Source organism: Nocardia violaceofusca NBRC 14427 (genome assembly GCF_963869435.1).
GTDB classification, from domain to species: domain Bacteria; phylum Actinomycetota; class Actinomycetes; order Mycobacteriales; family Mycobacteriaceae; genus Nocardia; species Nocardia aobensis.
The window spans coordinates 227,685-249,539 of record NZ_CAWMPM010000001.1 but is presented as its reverse complement, the minus strand read 5'-3'; the positions used below and the strand labels follow the sequence as shown (position 1 = coordinate 249,539).

General features: G+C 69.5%; 19 protein-coding genes and 1 pseudogene. 10 read left to right on the top strand and 10 right to left on the bottom strand.

Features of this window, described 5'->3' with window-relative positions:
- Nucleotides 1-29: 29 nt before the first annotated feature.
- A complete protein-coding gene (locus AC5592_RS01245; RefSeq protein ID WP_036508152.1) occupies nucleotides 30-2,075 on the bottom strand; it encodes an NAD(+) synthase in 2,046 nt (681 codons plus the stop codon).
- Nucleotides 2,076-2,121: 46 nt separating this feature from the next.
- Nucleotides 2,122-2,373 carry an SHOCT domain-containing protein gene (locus AC5592_RS01240; RefSeq protein ID WP_036508151.1) on the bottom strand — a complete coding sequence of 84 codons (252 nt, stop codon included), beginning with the start codon at nucleotides 2,371-2,373 and terminating at the stop codon, nucleotides 2,122-2,124.
- Nucleotides 2,374-2,851: 478 nt separating this feature from the next.
- Between AC5592_RS01240 and AC5592_RS01235 the strand changes: the two genes are divergently transcribed.
- From AC5592_RS01235 to AC5592_RS01225, 3 genes are all read left to right on the top strand, one after another.
- Nucleotides 2,852-4,018: a site-2 protease family protein gene (locus AC5592_RS01235; RefSeq protein ID WP_063920227.1), complete on the top strand. Its 1,167-nt coding sequence runs from the start codon at nucleotides 2,852-2,854 to the stop codon at nucleotides 4,016-4,018.
- 199 nt (nucleotides 4,019-4,217) lie between these two features.
- Complete coding sequence (ppsA, locus tag AC5592_RS01230) at nucleotides 4,218-6,548, top strand: phosphoenolpyruvate synthase (RefSeq protein ID WP_036508149.1); 2,331 nt, start codon at nucleotides 4,218-4,220, stop codon at nucleotides 6,546-6,548.
- An 82-nt stretch (nucleotides 6,549-6,630) separates the two neighbouring features.
- The gene (locus tag AC5592_RS01225) at nucleotides 6,631-7,620 is read left to right on the top strand and encodes an Acg family FMN-binding oxidoreductase (RefSeq protein ID WP_063063096.1); all 990 of its coding nucleotides are present in this window, start codon (nucleotides 6,631-6,633) and stop codon (nucleotides 7,618-7,620) included.
- 137 nt (nucleotides 7,621-7,757) lie between these two features.
- Here the strand turns inward: AC5592_RS01225 and AC5592_RS01220 are convergent.
- The 5 genes and pseudogenes from AC5592_RS01220 to AC5592_RS01200 form a co-directional block, all read right to left on the bottom strand.
- A pseudogene (locus tag AC5592_RS01220) lies at nucleotides 7,758-7,940 on the bottom strand (amino acid permease); the annotation flags it as partial.
- 117 nt (nucleotides 7,941-8,057) lie between these two features.
- Entirely contained in the window at nucleotides 8,058-8,462 is a 405-nt protein-coding gene (locus tag AC5592_RS01215; RefSeq protein ID WP_063008644.1) for a DUF302 domain-containing protein, read from the bottom strand.
- A 28-nt stretch (nucleotides 8,463-8,490) separates the two neighbouring features.
- Complete coding sequence (locus AC5592_RS01210) at nucleotides 8,491-8,733, bottom strand: YgaP family membrane protein (RefSeq protein WP_036508958.1); 243 nt, start codon at nucleotides 8,731-8,733, stop codon at nucleotides 8,491-8,493.
- A gap of 38 nt (nucleotides 8,734-8,771) precedes the next feature.
- Nucleotides 8,772-9,041, bottom strand: a complete 270-nt coding sequence (locus AC5592_RS01205) for a metal-sensitive transcriptional regulator (RefSeq protein ID WP_030516394.1) — start codon at nucleotides 9,039-9,041, stop codon at nucleotides 8,772-8,774.
- A 67-nt stretch (nucleotides 9,042-9,108) separates the two neighbouring features.
- Nucleotides 9,109-11,262 carry an MMPL family transporter gene (locus AC5592_RS01200; protein WP_063063094.1) on the bottom strand — a complete coding sequence of 718 codons (2,154 nt, stop codon included), beginning with the start codon at nucleotides 11,260-11,262 and terminating at the stop codon, nucleotides 9,109-9,111.
- 129 nt (nucleotides 11,263-11,391) lie between these two features.
- Between AC5592_RS01200 and AC5592_RS01195 the strand changes: the two genes are divergently transcribed.
- From AC5592_RS01195 to AC5592_RS01170, 6 genes are all read left to right on the top strand, one after another.
- Nucleotides 11,392-12,000, top strand: coding sequence for a mycothiol-dependent nitroreductase Rv2466c family protein (locus AC5592_RS01195; RefSeq protein ID WP_036508954.1), 609 nt, complete (start codon nucleotides 11,392-11,394; stop codon nucleotides 11,998-12,000).
- Nucleotides 12,001-12,090: 90 nt separating this feature from the next.
- Complete coding sequence (locus tag AC5592_RS01190; protein WP_063063093.1) at nucleotides 12,091-12,912, top strand: sigma 54 modulation/S30EA ribosomal C-terminal domain-containing protein; 822 nt, start codon at nucleotides 12,091-12,093, stop codon at nucleotides 12,910-12,912.
- A gap of 105 nt (nucleotides 12,913-13,017) precedes the next feature.
- On the top strand, nucleotides 13,018-13,527 hold the full coding sequence (locus AC5592_RS01185) for a pyridoxamine 5'-phosphate oxidase family protein (RefSeq protein WP_063820471.1): 510 nt from the start codon (nucleotides 13,018-13,020) through the stop codon (nucleotides 13,525-13,527).
- Entirely contained in the window at nucleotides 13,511-13,972 is a 462-nt protein-coding gene (locus tag AC5592_RS01180; RefSeq protein ID WP_051025427.1) for a DUF2267 domain-containing protein, read from the top strand. Before AC5592_RS01185 ends, AC5592_RS01180 begins: the two co-directional genes overlap by 17 nt.
- A 116-nt stretch (nucleotides 13,973-14,088) precedes the next feature.
- On the top strand, nucleotides 14,089-14,733 hold the full coding sequence (locus AC5592_RS01175) for a response regulator (RefSeq protein WP_036508952.1): 645 nt from the start codon (nucleotides 14,089-14,091) through the stop codon (nucleotides 14,731-14,733).
- A gap of 84 nt (nucleotides 14,734-14,817) precedes the next feature.
- A complete protein-coding gene (locus tag AC5592_RS01170; RefSeq protein WP_063063187.1) occupies nucleotides 14,818-15,816 on the top strand; it encodes an Acg family FMN-binding oxidoreductase in 999 nt (332 codons plus the stop codon).
- Here AC5592_RS01170 and AC5592_RS01165 read toward each other — a convergent pair.
- Complete coding sequence (locus AC5592_RS01165) at nucleotides 15,809-18,319, bottom strand: cation-translocating P-type ATPase (RefSeq protein ID WP_063063092.1); 2,511 nt, start codon at nucleotides 18,317-18,319, stop codon at nucleotides 15,809-15,811. The genes AC5592_RS01170 and AC5592_RS01165 overlap by 8 nt on opposite strands.
- A 235-nt stretch (nucleotides 18,320-18,554) precedes the next feature.
- On the opposite strand from AC5592_RS01165, the gene AC5592_RS01160 reads away from it, so the two are divergent.
- Entirely contained in the window at nucleotides 18,555-20,273 is a 1,719-nt protein-coding gene (locus AC5592_RS01160; protein ID WP_063063091.1) for a GAF domain-containing sensor histidine kinase, read from the top strand.
- A 39-nt stretch (nucleotides 20,274-20,312) separates the two neighbouring features.
- On the opposite strand, the gene AC5592_RS01155 is transcribed toward AC5592_RS01160, so the two are convergent.
- Both AC5592_RS01155 and AC5592_RS01150 read right to left on the bottom strand, forming a co-directional pair.
- Entirely contained in the window at nucleotides 20,313-21,224 is a 912-nt protein-coding gene (locus tag AC5592_RS01155; protein ID WP_063063090.1) for a universal stress protein, read from the bottom strand.
- A 25-nt stretch (nucleotides 21,225-21,249) separates the two neighbouring features.
- Nucleotides 21,250-21,852: an Rv1733c family protein gene (locus AC5592_RS01150; RefSeq protein WP_063063089.1), complete on the bottom strand. Its 603-nt coding sequence runs from the start codon at nucleotides 21,850-21,852 to the stop codon at nucleotides 21,250-21,252.
- Nucleotides 21,853-21,855: the final 3 nt, after the last annotated feature.

Below are 21,855 nucleotides of genomic sequence, written 5' to 3'. Positions count from 1 at the left end.
TGGTCGACTCCTGTCGATGCGGCGGCCGCTCAGCCGGGAACGTTGCGCGCGAGTTCGTCCAGCCAGGCCGCGGCGGGAGCGTCGCTCGGCGCCCGCCAGTCCCCGCGCGGCGACAGCGATCCGCCGGACCCGACCTTGGGCGCATTCGGCAGGGTCGATCGTTTGAACTGGCTGGTCTGCACGAAGCGGCGCAGGAATTCGGCCAGCCAGTGCTTGATGGTCGCGAGGTCGTATTCGTGACGCTGATCCTCGGGGATCAGGTCGGGCCAGCCGCCGCGGGTGCGGTCACTCCAAGCGTGTTCGGCGAGGTAGGCGATGCGGCTGGGCCGGAATCCGAACCGCAGCAGGTGGTAGAGGTGGAAGTCCTGCAATTCGTACGGGCCCACGGTGGCCTCGGAACTCTGCAGCGCCGCGCCGGGCACCAGCTCCGGTGAGATCTCGGTCTCCAGGACCGAATGCAACACAGCGCTCGCCTCCGGACCGAGCTCACCGCGGTCGGCGGTCCAGGCGATCAGATATTTGATCAGCGTCTTGGGCACCGAGGCGTTCACGCTGTAGTGCGCCATATGGTCGCCGACGCCGAAAGTGCACCAGCCCAAGGCCAATTCGCTCAGGTCGCCGGTCCCGACGACCATGCCGTGGTGCATGTTCGCGAGCCGGAACAGATGCGAGGTGCGCTCCCCGGCCTGCACGTTCTCGTAGGTGGTGTCGTAGACGGGCGCCCCGTCGGCCGCTGGATGACCCAGATCGCGCAGCATCTGCGTCGCCGAGGGCCGGATGTCGATCTCACCGGCGGTCGCTCCGACGGCGCGCATCAGCCGGCGCGCGTTCTCCAGCGTCCGCGTGCTCGTGGCGAAGCCGGGCATGGTGTAGGCGAGCACCTGCGACCGCGGCAGACCCAGCCGATCCATGGTCTGCGCCGCGACGATCAGCGCGAGCGTGGAATCGAGGCCGCCGGACACGCCGATCACGAGGTGCTGGGATCCGGTCGCGGCCAGCCGCGTGGCGAGCCCGGCGACCTGGATGTGATGGACCTCGGCACAGCGCCGATTGCGGCTGCCGGGATCGGCCGGGACGTAGGGAAAGCGCGGGATCTCGCGCCGCAGTGGTGGTGCGCCGGCCGGGATCGGCGCCTCGAACTCGAGCCGCCGGAACCGGGTGACCCGCTCGTGATGGTCGTGGGCGTTGTCGGTGAAGCTGTTGAGCCGCAGCCGATCCGCGGCCAGCCGCTGCAGATCGATATCGGCGGTGACCAGTTGCGGGTCAGCGGCGAAGCGATCGCTTTCGGCGAGCAGGGTGCCGTTCTCGCAGATCAGGGCCTGACCGTCCCACGCCATATCCGTGGTGGACTCGCCCTGTCCGGCCGCGGTGTACAGATAGGCCGCGATGTTGCGCGCCGAGGTCGACACACACAGTTGCCTGCGGTAGTCCGCCTTGCCGACGACGATATTGCTCGCCGACAGATTCGCCAGCACGGTCGCGCCCGCCAGCGCGGCGAAGACATTGGGCGGTAACGGAACCCACGCGTCCTGGCAGATCTCCACCGCCAGCACGAAGCCGGGCAGGTTCACCGCCTCGAACAGCAGCTCGGCGCCGAAGGGCACCCGCTGGCCGGCAACGGTGGTGTGGTCGTCGACGGCGTCGCGAGCCGCGGAGAACTGCCGCTTCTCGTAGAACTCCTGGAAATTCGGCAGGTAGCTCTTCGGCACGACCCCCAGGACGCGGCCGCGGTCGATGATCAACGCGCAGTTGAACAGTCGCTCCCGCACCCGCAGCGGAGCCCCGACGACCAGCACACTGTCGATGTCCGCGCTCTCGGCGACCACGCGGTCGACGGCCGCGCGCACCGCGTCGTCGAGCGCATCCTGGTGGAACAGGTCCTCGGCGGAGTAGCCGGAGAGGCCGAGTTCCGGAAACAGCGTGAGCACCACGGAATCGGCGGCGGCCTGCCGCGCGAGCAGCAGTGTCTGCTCGGCGTTGTACTCGGGATCGGCCACCCGCACCGACGGCACGGCGACGCCGACACGCACGAACCCGTGCCGATACAGCGATCCGAACGGCAATTCGCGCGCCACGGCGGCTCCCTGGGATTCGACGGTCGGCCTGCCGGCGCCGGACCGGTTAGTGATCGAGTGTCCGCATGCGACGGGTGTACTCCTCGTCGTCTATCTCACCACGGGCGAAGCGTTCGGCGAGGATCTGCTGCGGGGACGGTCCGGGGCGGCCGCGGTCGGAGGCGACGGTCTCGGGCCGGGCGAGGTAGCGCAGTACGGCCACGATCGCCACCACGACCAGCACCCAGAAGATCACCATGCCCGCGAACATCAAGCCGTAACCCCAGCCGCTGACGCCGTTTCCGTACCACATCATCATCGCGGTACTTCCTCACTTTCTGCCCGCATCCGGCGGTCACATCGGCATCTGCATCATCGGGCACATCCCCATCTGGTGCAGCCACATCATCACGGCGTGCATTGCTTGCATCATCGGCGATTGCATGTCCATCTCGAGCATCTCCTCCGCGCGGGTCCGTTTCCGCGTTCGCGATCCAGCGTGATCGGCGCGACCGGCCGGTGGCAGGGGCGAAAGACCTCACCGACCGGCCGACGGTCCCCACGCCGGAACGTCCGGCCCCGGCCCGGATGTGCTCGGCGTCCACGAGGGACATTGGTCCCGGGACGCCGGGAATCTCGCCCCTCCCCCAGGGCTCGGCACCGGCACAGACTGGCGGTAGGCGGGCCGATCGCCGGGTCGACGCATCGGCGCGCCGCGGCGCGTTGCCCGGCCGGGCACGCGACGACCCGAAATGTTCCGTGGGCCGGTGCGACGACACCGGGAGCGAGGTGGCCGGATGTTGCACGAGACAATTCCTTTGGGCCGGGTCGCGGGTATCCGTGTCGGCGCGCACTGGTCGGTGCTGGTCACCGTTGCGCTGTTCGTCTGGATGCTCGGCGTGCAATTGCGCGGCAGCGGCAGCCCGGCCTTCACCTGGTCCGTCGCCGCGCTCGCCGCGGTGACCCTGTTCGCCTCCCTGACCGCGCACGAACTGGCCCATTCGATCGTCGCCCGGCGGCACGGGGTGCGGGTCGAGCGCATCGTGCTCTGGCTGCTGGGCGGGGCGTCCGAACTCGGCGACGAACCGCCCGACGCGCGCAGCGATTTCCGGATCGCGATCGCCGGTCCGGCGACGAGTCTGGCGCTGGGCGGATTGTTCGCCGTCGTCGCGGTGGCCGTGGACAGCGGACGGCCCAGCAGCGCCGCCACCGCGGCGCTCGCCTGGCTCGCGGCCACGAATATCGTTCTGGGACTGTTCAATCTGCTGCCCGGCGCGCCGCTCGACGGCGGCCGGGTCGTGCGGGCCCTCGTCTGGTGGCGTACCGGCGACCGGTTGCGTGCCACCACCGTGGCCGCGCGCGGCGGCCGGGTGCTCGGCACCGCCCTCGTCGTAGTCGGCGCCGTCGACATCATCGTGCTCCGGCAGTTCGGCGGGTTGTGGCTGATGCTGCTGGGATGGTTCCTGCAGACCGCCGCCAACCGCGAACTCGCCGCTGCGGGCCTGCGGCATCGGCTGGGAGACACCAGAGTTCGCGACATCATGACCGAGAATCCGATGGCGGTGCCGGCCGAGTGGACGATTATCCAGCTACTGAACTCGAGCGCACCGCAGACCGGCCATCGCGTGTTCCCCGTCGTCGACGCGCTCGGCCACCCGATCGGCGTGGTCGCGTGGTCGGATCTCACCGCGACCGCCGTCCCGGCGCGCGAGACGACCCTGGTGCGTTCGGTCGCCCGGCCGCTGCGCGCGGTCGCGATCGTCGGGCGCGACGATCTTCTCGCCGATGTCGCCACCCGAGTCGTTCTGCGGCCCAAACTCGATGCGGTCGCGGTGGTCGACAGGTTCGGCCGGCTCACCGGTCTGATCACCGCCACCGACCTGGTCACCGCCTGCGATCGCTCGGCTCTCGGGCTGCCTGTCGGCCGCCCCGCCCACCAGGGGACGGCTCCGGACTCGCAATAGCCGATCCCTGTCCACCGAAGAATCCAGCCGTGCCCCCGTCCCGCGTGAATCCCGGCAGCCGACCTCCCACTACCCCGGTGGTCTCTGATCCGCAGTGGTGGGCGTTCCGCTCACCGGATCGAGGACCTTCGGCCATGGTCCCGGCGGGCGGGACGCGCGAGTCTGGCATCGAGACCCTTTTCAGCAGATCGGAGCCGTGATGGGCGACTATGTGGCAAGTCTGAACGATATTCGGCTGACCGATGCCGGCCAGGTGGGCGGCAAGGGGGCCAATCTCGGTGAGATGGTCGCGGCGAAACTTCCGGTGCCGCCGGGATTCGTGATCCTGCGATCGACCTACGAGACGGCCGTCGCCGCCGGGCCGCACGGGCCCGAGATCGACTCCCTGCATGCCGAGGCACTGCGCAGCGCCGTCGCCGCGGACGACGTGGGCCGCGCGCAGCTCGACCTGTTGTGTTCCCGCATGCGCGACCTGGTGCACGAGACCCGGCTCGACGGGGCGATCGAGGAGGCGATCGTGAACGGGTACCACCGGCTCGGCGACCGGGTACGCGTCGCGGTGCGGTCCTCGGCGGTCGGCGAGGACAGCGCCGATGCCTCCTTCGCCGGAATGAACTTGTCGCGCACCAATATTCGTGGCGACGCCGAGCTTCTCGACGCGGTCCGGCAATGCTGGGCGTCCCTGTTCACTCCGCGCGTTCTCACCTACCGTGCCCGCCGCGGCATGGACCGGCGGCCGGAGATGGCGGTGGTCGTGCAGCAGATGGTGACGGTCCGGTGCGCGGGCGTGGCGTTCACCGCCGACCCGACCACCGGCAGGCGGGACCGGGTCGTCATCGACGCCGCGCGCGGACAGGGTGAAGTGGTCGTATCCGGCGCGGTCGAGCCCGACACCTACGTCTTCGCCGCGGACGGCCCGACGCTGACCGAATCCCGCAGGGGTGCACAGCGTTTCGCTATCTTCGCCGACGAGGACGGTGACCGCCGCGTCGACCTCCCGGACGACGAATCGCATCGGCCGGTGCTGACCACCGACGAGGCCACCGCGGTCGCGCGCCTCGCGCTCGAAGTCCAGCGGCACTACGGCCGCCCCCAGGACGTCGAGTGGGCCTTCGACGACCAGCGGCTGTGGCTGGTGCAGGCGCGGCCGATCACCACTCTGCCCGACGAAACACTCTCGGCGGCAACGGAAGAGACGCCTGCGGCCGTCTTGCTGCAGGGCTTGCCGGCCGCCCCCGGACGAGCCCGCGGCGCGGTGCGCATCCTGCGTTCACCCGCCGAGGGATCGGCGCTGCGCGACGGGGAGATCCTGGTCGCGCCGATGACCAACCCGGACTGGCTGCCGACGATTGCGCGGGCGGCGGCCTTGGTCACCGACAGCGGCGGCATGACCTGTCACGCCGCGATCGTGGCCCGCGAACTGGGTATCCCCTGCATCGTCGGCGCGCGGACCGCCACCACATCCCTGCACGACGGCCAGCGCATCGTCGTGGACGCGAAGGCCGGCCGGATTCGCGCGGACAGCCCGGAAGAGCGGGCTGCCGAGGCGGCAACCGCGTCCGCTCCTGCCGCGACCGCCACCATGCCGCCGGCGGCCCCGGTCACCGAGACCACCGGAACGAAGATCTATGTCAACCTCGCCCTGCCCGAAATCGCCGAGCGCGTCGCCGATTCCGACGTCGACGGCGTCGGCCTGCTGCGCGCCGAAACCCTCTTGACGCGCGCGCTGGGCGGCCGCCATCCCCGCGCGGTGATCGCGGCGGGCGACGAGAACGAATTCGTCGCCACCCTGGCCGAATCCCTGCGCCGCATCGCCGTGGCCTTCGCCCCGCGCCCGGTCGTCTACCGCGCAACGGATTTGCGCAGCAACGAATTTCGCACCCTCACCGGCGGTGAGGGTTTCGAGCCGAACGAACGCAACCCGATGATCGGGTATCGCGGCTGCTACCGCTACGTCCACGAACCGGATGTGTTCCGGCTGGAACTGGCGGCGCTGGCACGCGTGCGCGAATACACGCCGAATCTGCATCTGATGATCCCGTTCGTGCGCACCCGCTGGGAACTGGCCGCCTGCCTGGAACTGGTGGACGCCTCGCCGCTGGGCCACGACCGGGGTATGCACCGGTGGATCATGGCGGAGGTACCGTCGGTCGTGCACTGGCTGCCCGAGTACGTGCGGCTCGGAATCGACGGGGTGTCGATCGGGAGCAACGATCTCACGCAGCTGATCCTCGGTGTGGACCGCGATTCCGAGGAGTGCGCCGAACTGTTCGACGAATCGGATCCGGCCGTCCTGCATGCCATCCGGCGCATCGTCACCTCGGCACGCGAACTGGGCATCACGTCGTCGTTGTGCGGGCAGGCCCCGTCCACCCGGCCCGAATTCGCCGAACATCTCGTCGCGGCGGGGATCACCTCGATTTCGGTCACCCCGGACGCGGTGCGCAACGCCCGCCGCACGGTGGCCGCCGCCGAGCGCCGGTTACTGCTCGAACGGTGCGTGCACGGTGACGAGAGGCGATTGCCGTGATGCCGGTGTCGCGGACCATGGTCGCGGCACCTCGGGACCAACGGCCCCTCCGCAGCGCACGGCGCGAACCTACCGTCGACATATGAACACAGTGCCCTCACGCGACGTCGTCGAGACAGCGGTCCGGATGGCCGGCCGTGCGCCGTCGCTGCACAACAGTCAGCCGTGGCGGTGGATGTTCGACGGTGCGCAGCTGCGGCTGTTCAGCGTGCACGAACGCATGTTGCCGACCACCGACAACACCGGCCGACAGCTCGTGATCAGCTGCGGCGTCGTGCTCGACCACCTGCGCGCGGCGATGGCCGCCCACGGGTGGCGCACGATCGTGGCGACCTTCCCGAACCCCAACGACCGCACCCACCTCGCCGATGTCCGGTTCGAGCCCTCGCCGTACATCACCGACGGTGACCGCGAACGCGCCGGCGCCATGGCGCGCCGGTACACCGATCGGCTCCCGTTCGACGAACCGGAGGGCTGGGAGCCGTTCGAGACCGTCCTGCGCACGATGGTCGACCCCGAGGACACCATCGTCGACGTCCTGCCCGACGACAGCCGCGCGGAACTGGCCCGGGCGTCGGAGCTCACCGCGTCCGTACGCCGCTACGATGCCGACTATCACGCCGAATTGCATTGGTGGACAGGGCATGTGGTGGCCCGAACCGGCATTCCCCGGGAAGCGCTGGTGAGCGAGGAGGAACGCGGACGCGTCGACGTCGGGCGGAGGTTGCCCACGGTCACCGGCGAACCACGTCGCACCGAGGTGCGCATCGACCGGTCGAAGATCCTCGTGCTGTCGACCTACGGCGACAGCGCCGACGAATGGCTGGCCTGCGGACGGGTGCTGTCCACCGTCCTGCTGGAGTGCACGCTCGCCGGCTACGCCACCTGCCCGCTGACCCATCTCACGGAGGTCCCGCGCAGTCGCAGCGTGGTCACGCGGTTGCTCGGCCGCAATGCCTTCCCGCAGGTACTGATTCGCGTCGGGCGGGCGCCGGAGAATCAACCGCGCCCGGACCCGACGCCGCGGCTGCCGTTGCACGAGATCCTGCGCGTCACCGACGGCGCCGGCTAACCGATCGGCCCGGCGAATCGCTTGCCGCCGACACCGCGGCCACTGTCACCGCACTGCCGGGCACTGTTCGTCACAGCGCTGCCCGCGCGGTAGTGCCACGGAGTGCGGGCGCGGCCCTACCGTGCGAGAGACCGGCGCACCGCCGCGACCGCCACCGCATGCGCATGGCCGGGCCAGGCGTAGGCACCGACGGTGAGTGCCATCGCCGCACACGAGGCCGTCTTACCGACGACGAAGCCCCAACCGGCGAGATACCCCCAGAACTCCCCCAGGCGTTCCCGGCCGTAGACGTAGGTGCCGCCGGAGGCGGGATGGCGGGCGATCACCACCGCGTCGCCGAGACCGAGGCGGCGGCGCAGGTCGGCCATTGCCTCGGAATCCATGCGCTCGAAGATAACGGAGTTCCCGCGCGCCCGCGTGCCGGGCGCGTGACGCCGTCAGGCCTCGGTCAGCGCATCGATGGCGTCGCGGAGTTTCGCGGCGGCCTCGGTCGCGATCGGTTGCAGTCCGGGATCACCGGTGACCTGCACCATGACCTCGGGATCCATCGCTTCGACGATGACGGTCCCCGCGTCGCCCGGGTCGCGCCGCACGATCACGTTGCAGGGCAACAGCAATCCGATGCGGCGGTCGACGCCGACCGCGCGATGCGCCAGCGGCGGGTTGCACGCGCCGAGGATGAGGTAGTCCTCCATGTCCTCGCCGAGTTTGGCTTTCAGGGTCGCGGCCATGTCTATCTCGGTCAGCACTCCGAAACCCTGTTCGGCCAGTGCGGCCCGCGTCCGCTCGACGGCATCGTCGAACCGGTCGGTGTGCAGCGTGGTGGAAATCGCCAGATTCATGGTCGCCCGCTTTCTGTCGATGGTGGGGTCAGGTTCGTGAGACGGCGCAGCCGGCGGTGGCCGGCAGGCCCAGCCGCCGGAGCAGCAGGGTCGCCGGACACCAGCCCGCGACGCCGAAGAGCAGCAGATTCGCGCCGACGAACCCGGTGAGAACGAGCCACCAGCCCGACCATGCCGCGGCCGCGACCACACTGATCAGCACGAGAGTGCCGGCCAGCAGCGGTACGACGCGGGCGATGGACCAGCCCTGGTGGCGAGGTAGGTTCGGCATGCGTTCACTTCCGGTAATCGGTTGGGCGCCTTCGCTTTTCAGGCGAGGGCGAGAAACAGTTTCTCGAGTTCGGCTTCGCTCATCGGTTCGGCGCCGTCGGCGCTCTCGCCGGTGAGGCATTCGCGCAGGCCGGTCGCGACGATCTTGAATCCGGCCCGGTCCAGGGCGCGCGAGACCGCCGCGAGCTGGGTGACGACGTCCTTGCAGTCGCGTCCCTGCTCGATCATGGCGATCACACCGCCCAGTTGCCCCTGTGCGCGGCGCAACCGGTTGAGCACCTGTGCGATCGTTTCCTCGTTGCCGACCATGGCTGTCCGTCCTCTCGTCGCCTACCCCTCCAGCATACCCCTGGGGGTATACCGGAGGGTTGTGGCGTCAGTCATGCGCGAAGCTGATCGAGGGCAGCATCCGGCGCAACCATTGCGGCGACGCCCAGGCCCGGTGACCGGTCAGGCGCAACAGCACCGGCAGCAGCACCAGTCGCACCGCGGCGGCGTCCAGCAGCACGGCCACACCGAGGATGATGCCCATCTCCTTCGGCGGTAGCGGATCGGCGAGCGAGAAGGTGAAGAACACCGCCACCATCACCGCCGCGGCCGCGAAGATCACTCGACCCGAATGGGCCAGCCCGTCCACCAGGGCGCGACTCGGGTCCCCGGACCGTTCGTAGTGTTCCTTCGCCGTCGCCAGCAGGAATACCGTGTAGTCCATGGCGATGGCGAAGATCATCGCGAAGAAGAACACCGGGCCCCAGCCGTCGAGGAATCCCTGCGGGCGGAAACCGAGCAGGCCGGCCCCGTGCCCGTCCTGGAAGATCAGTTTCGCCACTCCGAACGCCGCCGCCGTCGACAGCAGACTCACCACCGTGCCCAGCGCCGCGATCAGCGGAGCCTGCAACGCCACCAGCAGCAGGGCGAAGCCGAGCACCAGAATGATTCCGACGATGATCGGGAAGTAGTGGTTCAGCGCGTGTTGCAGGTCCAGATTCTCCGCGGGTGCGCCGCCGACCAGCGCTCCGGCCGGCAGCCGGTCGCGTAGGTGATCGAGGATCGTGGCCATCCGCGCGTCGGAGGGATCGACGTTGGGCAGCGCCTGCATCATCGCCAGTCCGCTGCCGTCGCGGGCGGGCTGCGGTGCGGTGACCATCGCGATGCCGTCGACCGCCGAGGCCGCATTCGCCACCGCGCCGGATTCCGTTGCGGGCGCGATGATCTGCAGCATCCCGGGAGCACCCTCGCCCATCTGTGCCTGCACCAGCTCGTAACCCTGACGAACGGGTGCATCCGCGGGCACGACCTGGATCGACGGCATCGCGACCTTCAGCCCGGTCACCGGGATCGCGAGCGCGACCAGGACCAGCAGCGCGGCGATCGCGAACGGCCACGGCCGATCGTGCAGTATCCGTGCCCAGGCCGCGAACCGCGGTGAGCGGTGCGGCTGGCGACCGATCCGCGGCAGTGATCCGGCGTTGATCCGGCCACCCAGTGCTCCCAGCGCGGCGGGGAGCAGAGTCAGCGTCGCCAGCAGCACGAACGCCACCGCGAACATGATTCCGACGGCCATCGTCCGCACTGCGGGAGCCGGCACGATCAGCACCGCCGACAAGCTGACCAGCACCGTCAGCCCGGACAGCACCACGGCCTTACCCGCCGTGCTCATGGTCTCGGCGACCGCCGCGCGTGGATCGGAACTCGCCGCGAGCGCGCCGCGGAAGCGAGCGACGATGAACAAGGCGTAGTCGATTCCCAGCGCCAGGGCGAACATCATCGCGAAGTTCATGGCCCACACCGAAATCGGCGTCACGTGGTTGAGCAGCACCAGCCCGCCGGCCGAGGCGATCAAGCCGGCCATGGTGAGCAGCAGCGGCAGCCCGGCCGCGACCAGCGATCCGAAGGCGACCACCATGATCGCGAGGGTCACCGGCCAGGAGAACATCTCGGCCTTCAGCATCGCATCGTGATTGGCCTTGTTGAAGTCGCTCCACAGCGCCGACGCACCGGTCGGATAGACGTCGATTCCGTTGCCCGACAACGCCGTCAGCGCATCCTTGTGGGCGTCGACCGCCTTCACCATGTCGTCGGTCGAGGCCGCGGCGCCGGCGATGAGGATTCCGGTGTGCCCGTCGGGGCTGATCGACATCCCCGGCTGGGGCGCCACCACCTCGCCGAAGCGGGAATCACCGGCGAAGATCGCGGTCATCCGGCCGAGCACCGACTGCACTTGCGGACTCTCGACGGTCCGGCTGTCGGAATGCACCACGACCTGCACCGCGGCCGACGAATTGCCGCCGAAGTGCTGCTGGGCCAGCTCGCGCACGCGCACCGAATCCGACCCGTTCGCCTGCCAGCCGGCGCCCGCGAGGGAATTGAACACGCTCGGCGCCGCGGCTCCGAGCGCCACCAGCACCAGCAGCCACACCCCGAACACGATCCGGGCGTGGCCGGCCATGGCGGCACCCAGTCTGCTCAGCATTCCGCCGGGGCCTCGCGTGGTGGCCGCCGGCGGTGACACGACCTGCGTTTCGGTCATCACGCCTCCTTCGATACCCCCTGGGGTATATTTCGTATAGCGGCCAACATACCCCAGGGGGTATCTGGGACGCAAAGGTGCGCTCGGCCACATCCGGGTACACCGGCCATGAAGACGAAAGGAGACGACATGACGGATATCGCGCTGTACGTGGACCCGGTCTGCCCGTTCAGCTGGGTCACCGCGCGCTGGCTGCAGACCAGCGCCGACGCTCACGTCACGCTGCGGCAGATGAGCCTGGCCGTCCTCAACGAGGGACGCGACGTCGATGACGACCAACGGCCGATGATCGAACGATCGCGGCGCCTCGGGCGGGTCTTCGCCGCCGTCACCCGCCGATACGGAGACGACGGGTTCGACCGGCTGTATCAGGAGTTCGGCACAGTGGCGCACACCCGCAAGGAACCGATCACCGACGAGACGATCGCGGATGTGCTCGCCCGCCTGAATCTGGATCCGGCGCTCGCCGCGGCCGCCGACGACGCCGGCTCGGACGAGTTCGTCGCCGAGAAGCATCGGGCCGCCCAGCAGGCCCTCGGGCAGCCCAGCGGAAGTCCGATCGCCGTCGTCGACGGCCGCGGATTCTCCGGCCCCGTATTGACGAAGATTCCCGATCCGCGGCAGGGAAAGCAGCTGTTCGACGCGGTGATCACCCTCGCCTCCACGCCGGAGTTCGCAGCCGTGCAGAGTCCGTATTCCGGGCCGCCGGACACCACCGAGCCCGCCCCCGGCACCTGACAGCGCGGACGAACACGAGGCGGGCCGGTGACCTTCGGCCCTGGCCCGAGCGCCGGCGATGCGGTGGTATCGACGCGAAGGAGCGTGACCATGAACTTCGCGAGCACCGCGCCGGGTGCTCGGCACGGCACCGTACGCCGCGCCGAATCCGACGACCAGGGCCCCGGGTACGGCCTGCCCACCGTCGACATCCGGCTCGGTGATCGAGTCCCCAGCATGTTCGGCGAGTACGCGCGGCGGCGCATCGGCGACGCCGCGCGCTGTGCACCGTCGCCGGTGGCATCGATCCGGGTCCGCCTGGCCGACCATCGCGAGTCGGCGCTCGCGAATCCGTTCGTGGCACAGGCCGACATCGTCGCCGCGCGACCGCTGCGGGTACAGGTGACGGGAGCAACGGCCCGCGAGGCGGTGGATCTGCTGCAGACACGGACCCGCGCTCGGCTGCGCATGCCGATCGGCGGTGGAGCGGCGCAGCCGCAGCGGTGTGATCCGCCGGCCGCCACGCTGCTCTATCTGCGCCCGGTCACGCAACGGAAGATCGTGCGCACCAAGTGTTTTCATCTGCTCGACCGCACCGCCGCGGAGGCCGCGGCCGATATGGCGCTGATGGACTACGACTTCTGGTTGTTCACCGAGTCCGGCGCGAATACCGAGAGCGTGCTCGCGCGCACGACAGGCGGTCACTACCGGTTGACCCGGCTCGACGAACGCGCGGCGACCGCCGATGCGGCGGATCTGCCGCTCACCGTCGACGGGGCCCCGGCCCCCGTCCTCGACCGCGCGAAGGCCCTGACCCGGCTGCAACTGAGCGGTTCGCCGTTCCTCTTCTACCGCGATCGCGAACTCGATCGCGGCTGCGTGTTTTATCACCGCTACGACGGTCACTACGGATTCATCACCTCGCGACGATGAATCCGGCGAAGGCCTCGCAGTGGTGGACCTTCGCCCCTAGCAGCACCGCCCGCGCGGTGGTGGCATGAACAGACCGGATGCTCAGCTCCCGAGAGGTACCGCATCGTGATACCGACCGACCGCACCGACGACGGCGCACCCAACTCCACGGTCGCCCTCGGCCGCGCGGAGGCGATGCGGCTGCTGGCCGGAATCGCTTACGGCCGAGTGGTTTTCACTCGCGACGCGCTACCGGCCATTCGCCCGGTCAACCATGTCGTCGAAGCCGACGGGCGCGTCGTGGTGCGCACCCGGCTCACGTCCCGGCTGACCTCGGCGATCCGAGCCGATTCCGGAGTGGTGGTCGCCTACGAGGCCGACGAGATCGACCCCGGCACCCACACCGGCTGGTCGGTCGTGGTGACCGGCCTCGCGCGGCCGGTCGCCGATCCGCACCGGGTCGCGCGATACGAGCAAATGCTGCGACCGTGGACAGCGGCGACCATGGATACGGTCGTCGAAATCGAACCCACCATCGTGACCGGTATCCGTCTCGTCGGCGCACCGGAGTCACCCGGACCGCCGGCGCCACCGACCCCCTCGCCGAAAGCCGAAAAGAATGACCTACCACGATGATCCGTTCGCTCCGGCCCTGAACACCGCCCACACCTGGTTGCGAACCGTGGCCGACCGGCTGGCCACCGAGGACCGGACCTTCGCCCTGCGCGCGCTACGCGCCTGGCTGCATACCGTGCGCGACCGCCTCGAAGTCCCCGTGGCCGCGCATTTCAGCGCCCAATTGCCCGAATTGCTGCGTGGCATCTTCTACGAAGGCTGGGTGCCCGCCCATGTTCCCGTGCACCACGACGTCGCCTCCTTCGTCGACGCGTTCGCCCACGAGGCGGGCGTGTCCGCCGACGAGGCGGTCGCGTTGATCGGCGCCGTGACGATCGCACTGTCCGATGTGTTCTCCCCCGGGCATCTCGACCACGTCCTCGCGGTGGTCCCCGAGCCACTGCGCGCGGTACTGCTCGGCAGCGAACTCAACGGGACGGCCGCGACGGTTCCCGGCGACGCGTAGCTCCCGGCAATCAGGAAGTTCCAGCAACCAGGAAAGGGACTTTCGTCCATGATGAGTGGCTGATCAGGCGGATATGGTGGGTACATTCACCGCTTCTCCGATAGGACGCACTCGCCATGATCAAGGTCTTCCTGGTCGACGACCACGAAATCGTCCGCCGCGGGCTGAGTGACCTACTCGACGGCGACCCGGAGTTGTCGGTCGTCGGTGAGGCGGGATCGGTGTCGCAGGCCCTCGCTCGCATCCCCGCGTTGCGACCCGACGTCGCGGTGCTCGATGTCCGCCTGCCCGACGGAAACGGCATCGAGCTGTGCCGGGAGCTGCTGTCGAAGGTCGACGGCCTGCGCTGCCTGATCCTCACCTCCTTCACCGACGAGCACGCGATGCTCGACGCGATTCTCGCCGGTGCCAGCGGTTATGTGGTCAAGGACATCAAAGGGATGGAGCTGGCCCGCGCGGTGAAGGATGTCGGCGCCGGGAAATCGCTGCTGGACAACCGGGCGGCCGCCGCACTGATGGAGCAGCTGCGGCACGGCACCGAGCCCGACGGCCCCCTGGCGACGCTGACCGAGCAGGAACGCAAACTGCTCGACCTGCTCGGTGAGGGCCTGACCAACCGCGAGATCGCCGATCGCATGTTCCTCGCCGAGAAGACCGTCAAGAACTACGTGTCGCGGCTGCTGGCCAAACTCGGTATGCAGCGCCGCACCCAGGCGGCCGTCTACGCCACCAAACTGCATTCGCGTACCGCCGCGGAGTAGCCCGGATCGCCGGTGACCATCGGCCCCACCGTGCGGGATCAATGCCCGTATTCGCATCGCCTCGCGGTTGTGAGACTGGACACCATGACCACGGCAAAGCATTCGACAATCGTCGACACGCCCGACGACCGCACGGTCGCGGCAGTGGTCGAGCTGGCGCAGCGAGCACCCTCGGTCCACAACACTCAACCCTGGCGGTGGATCTTCGATCGGCACCAGTTGCTGTTGTACACCGATCCCGATCGCGTCCTCGCCGGCGCGGACCCACACGGCCGCGAACAGGTGATCAGCTGCGGCACGGTACTGCATCACGCCCGCACCGCCTTCGCCGCCCGGGACTGGCACACCGATATCGTGCGGATGCCCGATCCGCAGCGGCCCGGCCTCATGGCGGTCCTCGAATTCCGGCCGTGGGGAGACCCGCCGAACGGCATCCCGCATCGGGCGGCGGCCATCACCCATCGATACACCGACCGGCTGCCGATGGACGCGCCCCGGCACTGGGAGCAAGTGGCGCCGAGGCTGCGCGCCCTCGTCACCCCGCACGACCTCGACTTCGACGAATTCGCCGGCGACATCCGCGCCCGGGTCGCCGCGATCTCGCGCTCCGCCGCCGCGGCTCGCCGCGACGACTGGATGTATCAGGACGAATTACATTGGTGGGCAGGACATGTCGAAGGCTCCGAGGGCATCCCCGCCAGCGGTCTGATCTCCGACGCCGAACTCGCGCGAGTCGACGTCGCCCGAGCGTTCCCGTCGGCGCCGCATTCGGAGCGCCGCGCCGGTCACCTCGATCGCGCCCGGCTCGTCGCGATCAGCTCACCGGAAGATGCGCGGCCGTACTGGCTCCGCACCGGCGAGGCACTGTCCGCGGTACTGCTCGAATGCACCGCCACGGGACTGGGAACCTGCCCGGTCACCCACCTCACGGAGGCGCCCGCGGGTCGTCGAGCCCTGGCCGCGCTGCTCCCGCATCACCACTTCCCGCAGGTCCTGGTCCGCATCGGCAACTCTCCGGCGGACGACCCGATCCCGCCCTCGACCCCGCGCCGCGACGTCGACGAGGTGCTGACCTTCATGTGAGGCTGCGTGCCGTGTCGGCCGCCCGTTCCGATCCCGGATGCAGCAGCCGATCCATCCGCACGGCGGCGTACCCGAATACCGAGAGCCCGCTCACCACCAGCAGGTCGGTGAAGCTCAGGGCCCGGGTTTCCAGCAGCCGTTGCAGCAGCGGCAGATACACCGCGGCGACCTGCAGCGCGAACGAGACCGCGATCGCCACCGGCAACAGTGGATTGGCGCTCGACCACGGACGCGTGCGCGATCCCAGCGCCACACCGAGCTGCGTCACCCCCAGGGTGAAGAACGCCATGGTCTGCCAGGGCCGGTCGGTGTGGTGTGCCCACACCGCCACCGCGAGCGTGACCACCGTGAGGACGAACGCGATGCGCGGAATCCGCTGCCACAGACCGGCGCCGAGGATGCTCTGCGCGGGCGGGCGCGGCCGGCGGCGCATGATCGCCGGATCGGCCGGTTCGCCACCGAGGGCGACCCCGGTGAGGCCGTGGGTGAGCAGATTGACCCACAGGATCTGGGCGGCCAGCAGCGGCAGTGCGAGTCCGAACAGCGGGCCGAACAGCATGACCGCGATTTCCGTCGCCCCACCGGAGAGGCCGTAGATCAGGAAACGCCGGATATTGGCGTAGACGCGGCGGCCCTCCTCGACCGCGACCACGAGGGTGTCGAGGTTGTCGTCGGCCAGCACGAGGTCCGCGGCCTGTCGTGCCACCTCGGTGCCGCGCCGGCCCATCGCCACGCCGATATCGGCGCGCCGCAGCGCGGGCCCGTCGTTGACCCCGTCCCCGGTCATGGCGACGATCTGGCCGTCGGCCTGCAAGGTGTGGATGATGTCGAGTTTGCGGTCGGGGGTAGCGCGCGCGAAGACCGCGGCGCTGCCCAGTTCGGCCTCGCTCGCCCCGCGCGCATCGACGACGGCCTCGTCACTCGCCAGAATGCCCAGGTCGGCGGCGACGGCGGCGGCGGTGCCGGGATGGTCGCCGGTGATCAGGATGGGACGGATCCCGGCGCGGCGACAGGCGGCCACCGTCGCGGCGGCCTCCTCCCGCGGCGGATCCAGAATCGCGACCAGACCAAGCAGGTGAAGGCCGTGTTCGGGATGCTCGCCGGGGGCATCCGGGCGATCCGCCGCGGCGACCGCCAGCACCCGATACCCCTGGCCGGCGAACGCGGCCGCACGTTCCAGCGCTTCAACCCGCAGCGCCGGACCGGCATCGACCAGTGTCTCGCGCACAACGGCTTCGGGCGCGCCTTTGCACACGGTGCGGTAGGTGCCGTCCGGTAGACGGTGCACGGTCGTCATGCGCTTGCGATCGCTGTCGAACGGCAGTTCCGAGACGCGGGGCATCCTGGTCCGCAACTCCCGTTCATCGATGCCGGCTTTCGTTGCGGCACAGAGCAATGCGGCTTCGGTCGGGTCGCCCAGCACCGCCGCCTCGTCCGCCTCGGAGGTGGGTGCGACGAACTGCGCGTCGTTGCACAACACGGCGGCCGCCAGCAGTTCGCCCACCGCCGGATCGTCCTCCGAGGACCGCTGCGTCACCGTCCAGATCTCTCCGACGACCATCCGGCCCTCGGTCAGGGTTCCCGTCTTGTCGGTGGCCAGCACGGTGACCGACCCCAGCGTCTCGACCGCGGGCAGCGTCCGGACCAGGGCGCGGTGGGCGGCCATGCGGCGGGCGCCCAGCGCCAGCCCGAGGGTCACCACCGCCGGCAGTGATTCCGGAACCGCCGCCACGGCGAGGCTGATCGCGGTCACCAGCATCAGTTCCAGTGGTTGCTGCCGGACCAGTCCCAGCGCGAACACCACCACACACAGCACGATCGTGACCGCGGCCAGCAGCCGCCCGATGTCGACCAGACGTCGTTGCAGCGGTGTCGGACCGGTCCGGCGATCCAGCAGTCCGGCGATGCGGCCGGTGGCGCTCGCGGCGCCGATCGCGGTCACCACCGCGACGCCCCGGCCCTTCACGACGACCGTGCCCGCCGACAGGTCCGGGTCGCCGTCCACGGATTTGTCGACCGGCAGCGATTCTCCGGTCAGCGCCGACTCGTCGAGCATCAACGCGGCGGTCTCGACGACGGTCGCGTCCGCGGCGACGATATCGCCCTCGCCGAGCACGACGAGGTCGCCCACGACCACGTCGGCCGCCGGTATCTGCCGTTGATCGTGATCGCGGATGACCCGGGCCGTGGGTGCGGTCAGTTGTTCCAGCGCCGAGATGGCTTGCTGGGCACGGATCTCCTGACCGACACCGACCGCGGTGTTGACCACGATGACCAGGGCGATGACCGCCGTATCGGTCCAGTCCCCGGTCGCCACCGTGAGAATCACGGCGACGAGCAACACCAGAATCAACGGGTCCCGCAACTGCCGCAGTACCCGTCGCCACCACGGTGCCGGCGGCCGCCGCGGCACGATGTTGGCGCCGTCGCGAGCCAGCCGGCGAGCAGCTTCGGCCGAGGAAAGACCCTCCGGCAGTGTCCGCGTCACACTGGAACCGGTCATCGCGCGGCACCTTTCCGGCGGGATGTGTCGTAGAAGGTCCCCATCAATCGACAGTCCGCCTCGCGAACCGCCGTGGCCAGGGCCTTTCGGCGGCCGTCGAGACGACCTTCGTCGCATCGGTTCCCGGCGTCCGACCGGCGGATATCTGTTGCGGCGAGGGGCATGGCGGTAGGCTTTGCGCAAGCGTAAACACCGATGTTTCGCGTTACTCGGACAGTGAATCGAGACTGACGATATGCCCGATGATCAGCGAGCCGGTACCTACTCGGTGCGCGACACTCTCTCGCAGCTGCGGCTGCGCGAGTTGCTCGCCGAGGTGCGCGATCGGGTCGACGAGATCATGGATTCCCGCGACCGGATGGACGGTCTGGTCGAGGCGATGCTGGCGGTGACCGCGGGACTCGATCTGGCCGAAACGTTGCGCGCCATCGTGCACGCCGCGATCAGCCTGGTCGACGCCCAGTACGGCGCGCTGGGCGTCCGCGGCCACGACGAACATCTGCTGCAGTTCATCTACGAGGGCATCGACGAACCGACGCGCAAGCAGATCGGCGATCTGCCCGAGGGCCACGGCGTGCTGGGCATGTTGTTCACCCAGCCCGCACCGATCCGGCTCGAGGATCTCGCGAAGCATCCGTCGTCGGTCGGATTCCCGGCCCACCACCCGCCGATGCGCACGTTCCTCGGTGTTCCGGTGCATATTCGCAACGAGATCTTCGGCAACCTGTATCTCACCGAGAAGGCCGGCGGTCAGCTGTTCACCGAGGACGACGAGCTGATCGTGCAGGCACTCGCGGCCGCCGCGGGTATCGCCATCGAGAATGCCCGGCTGTACGAGGCCGCCCGCAACCGGCAGGCGTGGATCGAGGCCACCCGCGATCTGACCACCGAATTCCTCGCCGCCGACGAACCCGGCCGGGTGCTGGCCCATCTGGTCGGCCATGTGCGGGTGCTCACCGGGTCGGAATGGGTGCTGCTCGCCACGGTCACCGACCCGGATGTGCCGGCCGAGGAGATCACCGAGTTGATCGTCGACCAGGCCGCGGGCGAACGGACCGACGCCGCGGGACGCTCCCTCGACATCACCGGCGTCATCGGGACAGCCTTCGCGGACCGGAGGCCGCTGCGCTTCGACGACGTGAGCGACCTCGATTTCGCCGCACTGTTCCCCACCGGCGGACCGGTGCTGCTGGTCCCTCTGCACACTCGCGATGCCCCACAAGGGATCCTGATCGCGGTCCGCGCCAAGGACACCGCCCCCTACGACGACGAGATGCTGGAATTGGCCGCCGCCTTCGCCGATCAGGCGGCACTGGCCATGCAGCTGGCCGCCACCCAACAGCGGCTGCGCGAACTCGACGTGCTCACCGACCGCGATCGGATCGCCCGGGATCTGCACGATCACGTCATCCAGCGGTTGTTCGCGATCGGCCTGTCCCTGCAGGGCGCGGTGCCCCGCACCCGCGTTCCCGAGGTCAAGGTCCGGCTCACCGAAGCGATCGACGGACTGCAGGATGTGGTCCAGGAGATCCGCACCTCCATCTTCGATCTGCACGGCGGCACCAGCACGCGCTTGCGCCAGCGCCTCGACGAGGCGATCCGCCAGCAGTGTGGCGACACTCCGATCCGCAGCTCGCTGCGGGTGGCCGGACCGCTGTCGGTGGTGGGTTCGCAGCTTGCCGACCACGCGGAAGCCGTTGTGCGCGAAGCGGTCAGCAACGCGGTCCGCTACGCCGGCGCCACGACGCTCGAGGTCGTGATCGGCGTCGGCGACGACCTGACGATCACCGTCACCGACGACGGCTGCGGTATCGGCGACAACATCACTCCCAGCGGCCTGACCAATCTCGCCGAGCGCGCGCGGTCGCTGGGCGGGACGTTCCGAACCGAGGCCGGCGTGGCGGGTTCGCAACGGCCGGGTACTCGTCTGGAGTGGTCGGCTCCGTTGAGCTGACCACCCCGCCGACTGCTACCGAACCCGCTGCGGCGCGGTCTATTCGGCCGGTTGCCGCACCACGGTGATGGGGCATTCCACCGACTGCACCAGTGCCGCGCTGGTGGAGCCGAGGAGCATTCCGGTGAATCCGCCACGACCGTGGCTGCCGACGACCACCAGCTGCGCGTTCTCCGACGCGTCGAGCAGCGAGCGCACCGGGCGGTCCAGCACCATTTCGCGACGCACCTTCACATCGGGATACCGTTCGGAGTATCCGGCCAGGGTCTCGGCCAGCACCGCGTCCTCTGATTCCCGGATCGCGTCCCAGCCGACGATCGCGGGGTCGAGACCGCTGCTGCGGTCGCTCCACGCGTGCAGCACCACCAATCCGACGGTGCGCCGCGACGCCTCCGCGAAGGCGAATTCGAGCGCCGGCATACTGTTCGCCGTGCCGTCGACGCCGACCAGAACCGGCTTCACCGCCGTGACCGCGTCGGTCGCCGACATCGAATGCACCACGGTCACCGGGCAATTCGCGTGCCGGATCACCGCCGAGGACACCGATCCCAGCAGGCCACGCCGGATGGCGCCCAGGCCACGGCTGCCCACCACGATCCCCTCCGCTTGATCCGAGGTGGCGATCAGATGCTCGATCACGGCGTCGGTGGTGATCTCGGTGGTGATCACCGGCGTACGGTCCGGTGTCGCGGCGCGGGCGATGCGGGCGGCCTCGACGAGGATGCGTTCGGCGTCTACGTGCAGCCAGCTCATATCGTCCTCGGTGAGGATCGGGGCGGGCCCCAGCCCGCCCGCGACCGAGATCGAGGTGACCAGATGGAGGCGGCAGTCGCGCAGTGCGGCATCGGCGGCGGCCCAGGCGGCCGCGTGATAACCGACGGCCGAGCCGTCGACCGCGGCGACGATCGGCCGATCGATGTGCCGCTGCGGTACGGCGGAATGCTCGGTCATGATGTTCTCCTCGTGAATCGTGTGTTTACGGAGTTCCTATGGGGCGGCTGATCTTTCGCCACTCCCGGGCCCAGCCGGCACGATGCCGCACGCTGAAGCCCCAGGCCGTCAGCCATACCAGTGCCGCTGTGGCGAAACAGATTTCGACGAATGTGGCCATTCCCAGCCCGACGCCGCGCATCGCGGCGGTGTCGGCGGGCAGCGGCGCGGCGGTCGGGCGGCCGTCGGGGGCCAGCCACATGGTCAGCTGCTGCCCGGGATGCGCCGAGGCGGCCACGGTTGTCGTGGCTTCGCCGGATCGCCCGTCGTGCGTCCACCGAACCGTGGCTTCGTACCGATCGGCGGACACGTCCATCGATGCCGCCGTCGCACGGACCGGATCGGTGACGATCGTGGCGGTGACCGCCGTCTTCGCCGCGTTCTCGCCGCGAATCTGCACGGCGGCATCGGTGTAGCGGGCCGTGCCCATCGCCGCGCAGATCGGCACCGCGGCGAGAACCACGGCGACGGCCAGGATCCGGACGACGGCCTCGATTCGGTCCGACGGCCGCATCAACCGGTTCGGCGTCCACGGACCCGTGCGCCATGCGCGCAATGCCAACGACGGATACCGTCTCATGTCGGTCATCTC

Excerpts from the sequence above, each read along its gene's own strand:
- AC5592_RS01240 (WP_036508151.1), bottom strand. The coding sequence starts at position 2,373 with ATGATGATGTGGTACGGAAACGGCGTCAGCGGCTGGGGTTACGGCTTG.
- AC5592_RS01235 (WP_063920227.1), top strand. The coding sequence starts at position 2,852 with ATGTTGCACGAGACAATTCCTTTGGGCCGGGTCGCGGGTATCCGTGTC.
- ppsA (WP_036508149.1), top strand. The coding sequence starts at position 4,218 with ATGGGCGACTATGTGGCAAGTCTGAACGATATTCGGCTGACCGATGCC.
- AC5592_RS01225 (WP_063063096.1), top strand. The coding sequence starts at position 6,631 with ATGAACACAGTGCCCTCACGCGACGTCGTCGAGACAGCGGTCCGGATG.
- AC5592_RS01215 (WP_063008644.1), bottom strand. The coding sequence starts at position 8,462 with ATGAATCTGGCGATTTCCACCACGCTGCACACCGACCGGTTCGACGAT.
- AC5592_RS01210 (WP_036508958.1), bottom strand. The coding sequence starts at position 8,733 with ATGCCGAACCTACCTCGCCACCAGGGCTGGTCCATCGCCCGCGTCGTA.
- AC5592_RS01205 (WP_030516394.1), bottom strand. The coding sequence starts at position 9,041 with ATGGTCGGCAACGAGGAAACGATCGCACAGGTGCTCAACCGGTTGCGC.
- AC5592_RS01200 (WP_063063094.1), bottom strand. The coding sequence starts at position 11,262 with ATGACCGAAACGCAGGTCGTGTCACCGCCGGCGGCCACCACGCGAGGC.
- AC5592_RS01195 (WP_036508954.1), top strand. The coding sequence starts at position 11,392 with ATGACGGATATCGCGCTGTACGTGGACCCGGTCTGCCCGTTCAGCTGG.
- AC5592_RS01190 (WP_063063093.1), top strand. The coding sequence starts at position 12,091 with ATGAACTTCGCGAGCACCGCGCCGGGTGCTCGGCACGGCACCGTACGC.
- AC5592_RS01180 (WP_051025427.1), top strand. The coding sequence starts at position 13,511 with ATGACCTACCACGATGATCCGTTCGCTCCGGCCCTGAACACCGCCCAC.
- AC5592_RS01175 (WP_036508952.1), top strand. The coding sequence starts at position 14,089 with ATGATCAAGGTCTTCCTGGTCGACGACCACGAAATCGTCCGCCGCGGG.
- AC5592_RS01170 (WP_063063187.1), top strand. The coding sequence starts at position 14,818 with ATGACCACGGCAAAGCATTCGACAATCGTCGACACGCCCGACGACCGC.
- AC5592_RS01165 (WP_063063092.1), bottom strand. The coding sequence starts at position 18,319 with ATGACCGGTTCCAGTGTGACGCGGACACTGCCGGAGGGTCTTTCCTCG.
- AC5592_RS01160 (WP_063063091.1), top strand. The coding sequence starts at position 18,555 with ATGCCCGATGATCAGCGAGCCGGTACCTACTCGGTGCGCGACACTCTC.
- AC5592_RS01155 (WP_063063090.1), bottom strand. The coding sequence starts at position 21,224 with ATGACCGAGCATTCCGCCGTACCGCAGCGGCACATCGATCGGCCGATC.
- AC5592_RS01150 (WP_063063089.1), bottom strand. The coding sequence starts at position 21,852 with ATGACCGACATGAGACGGTATCCGTCGTTGGCATTGCGCGCATGGCGC.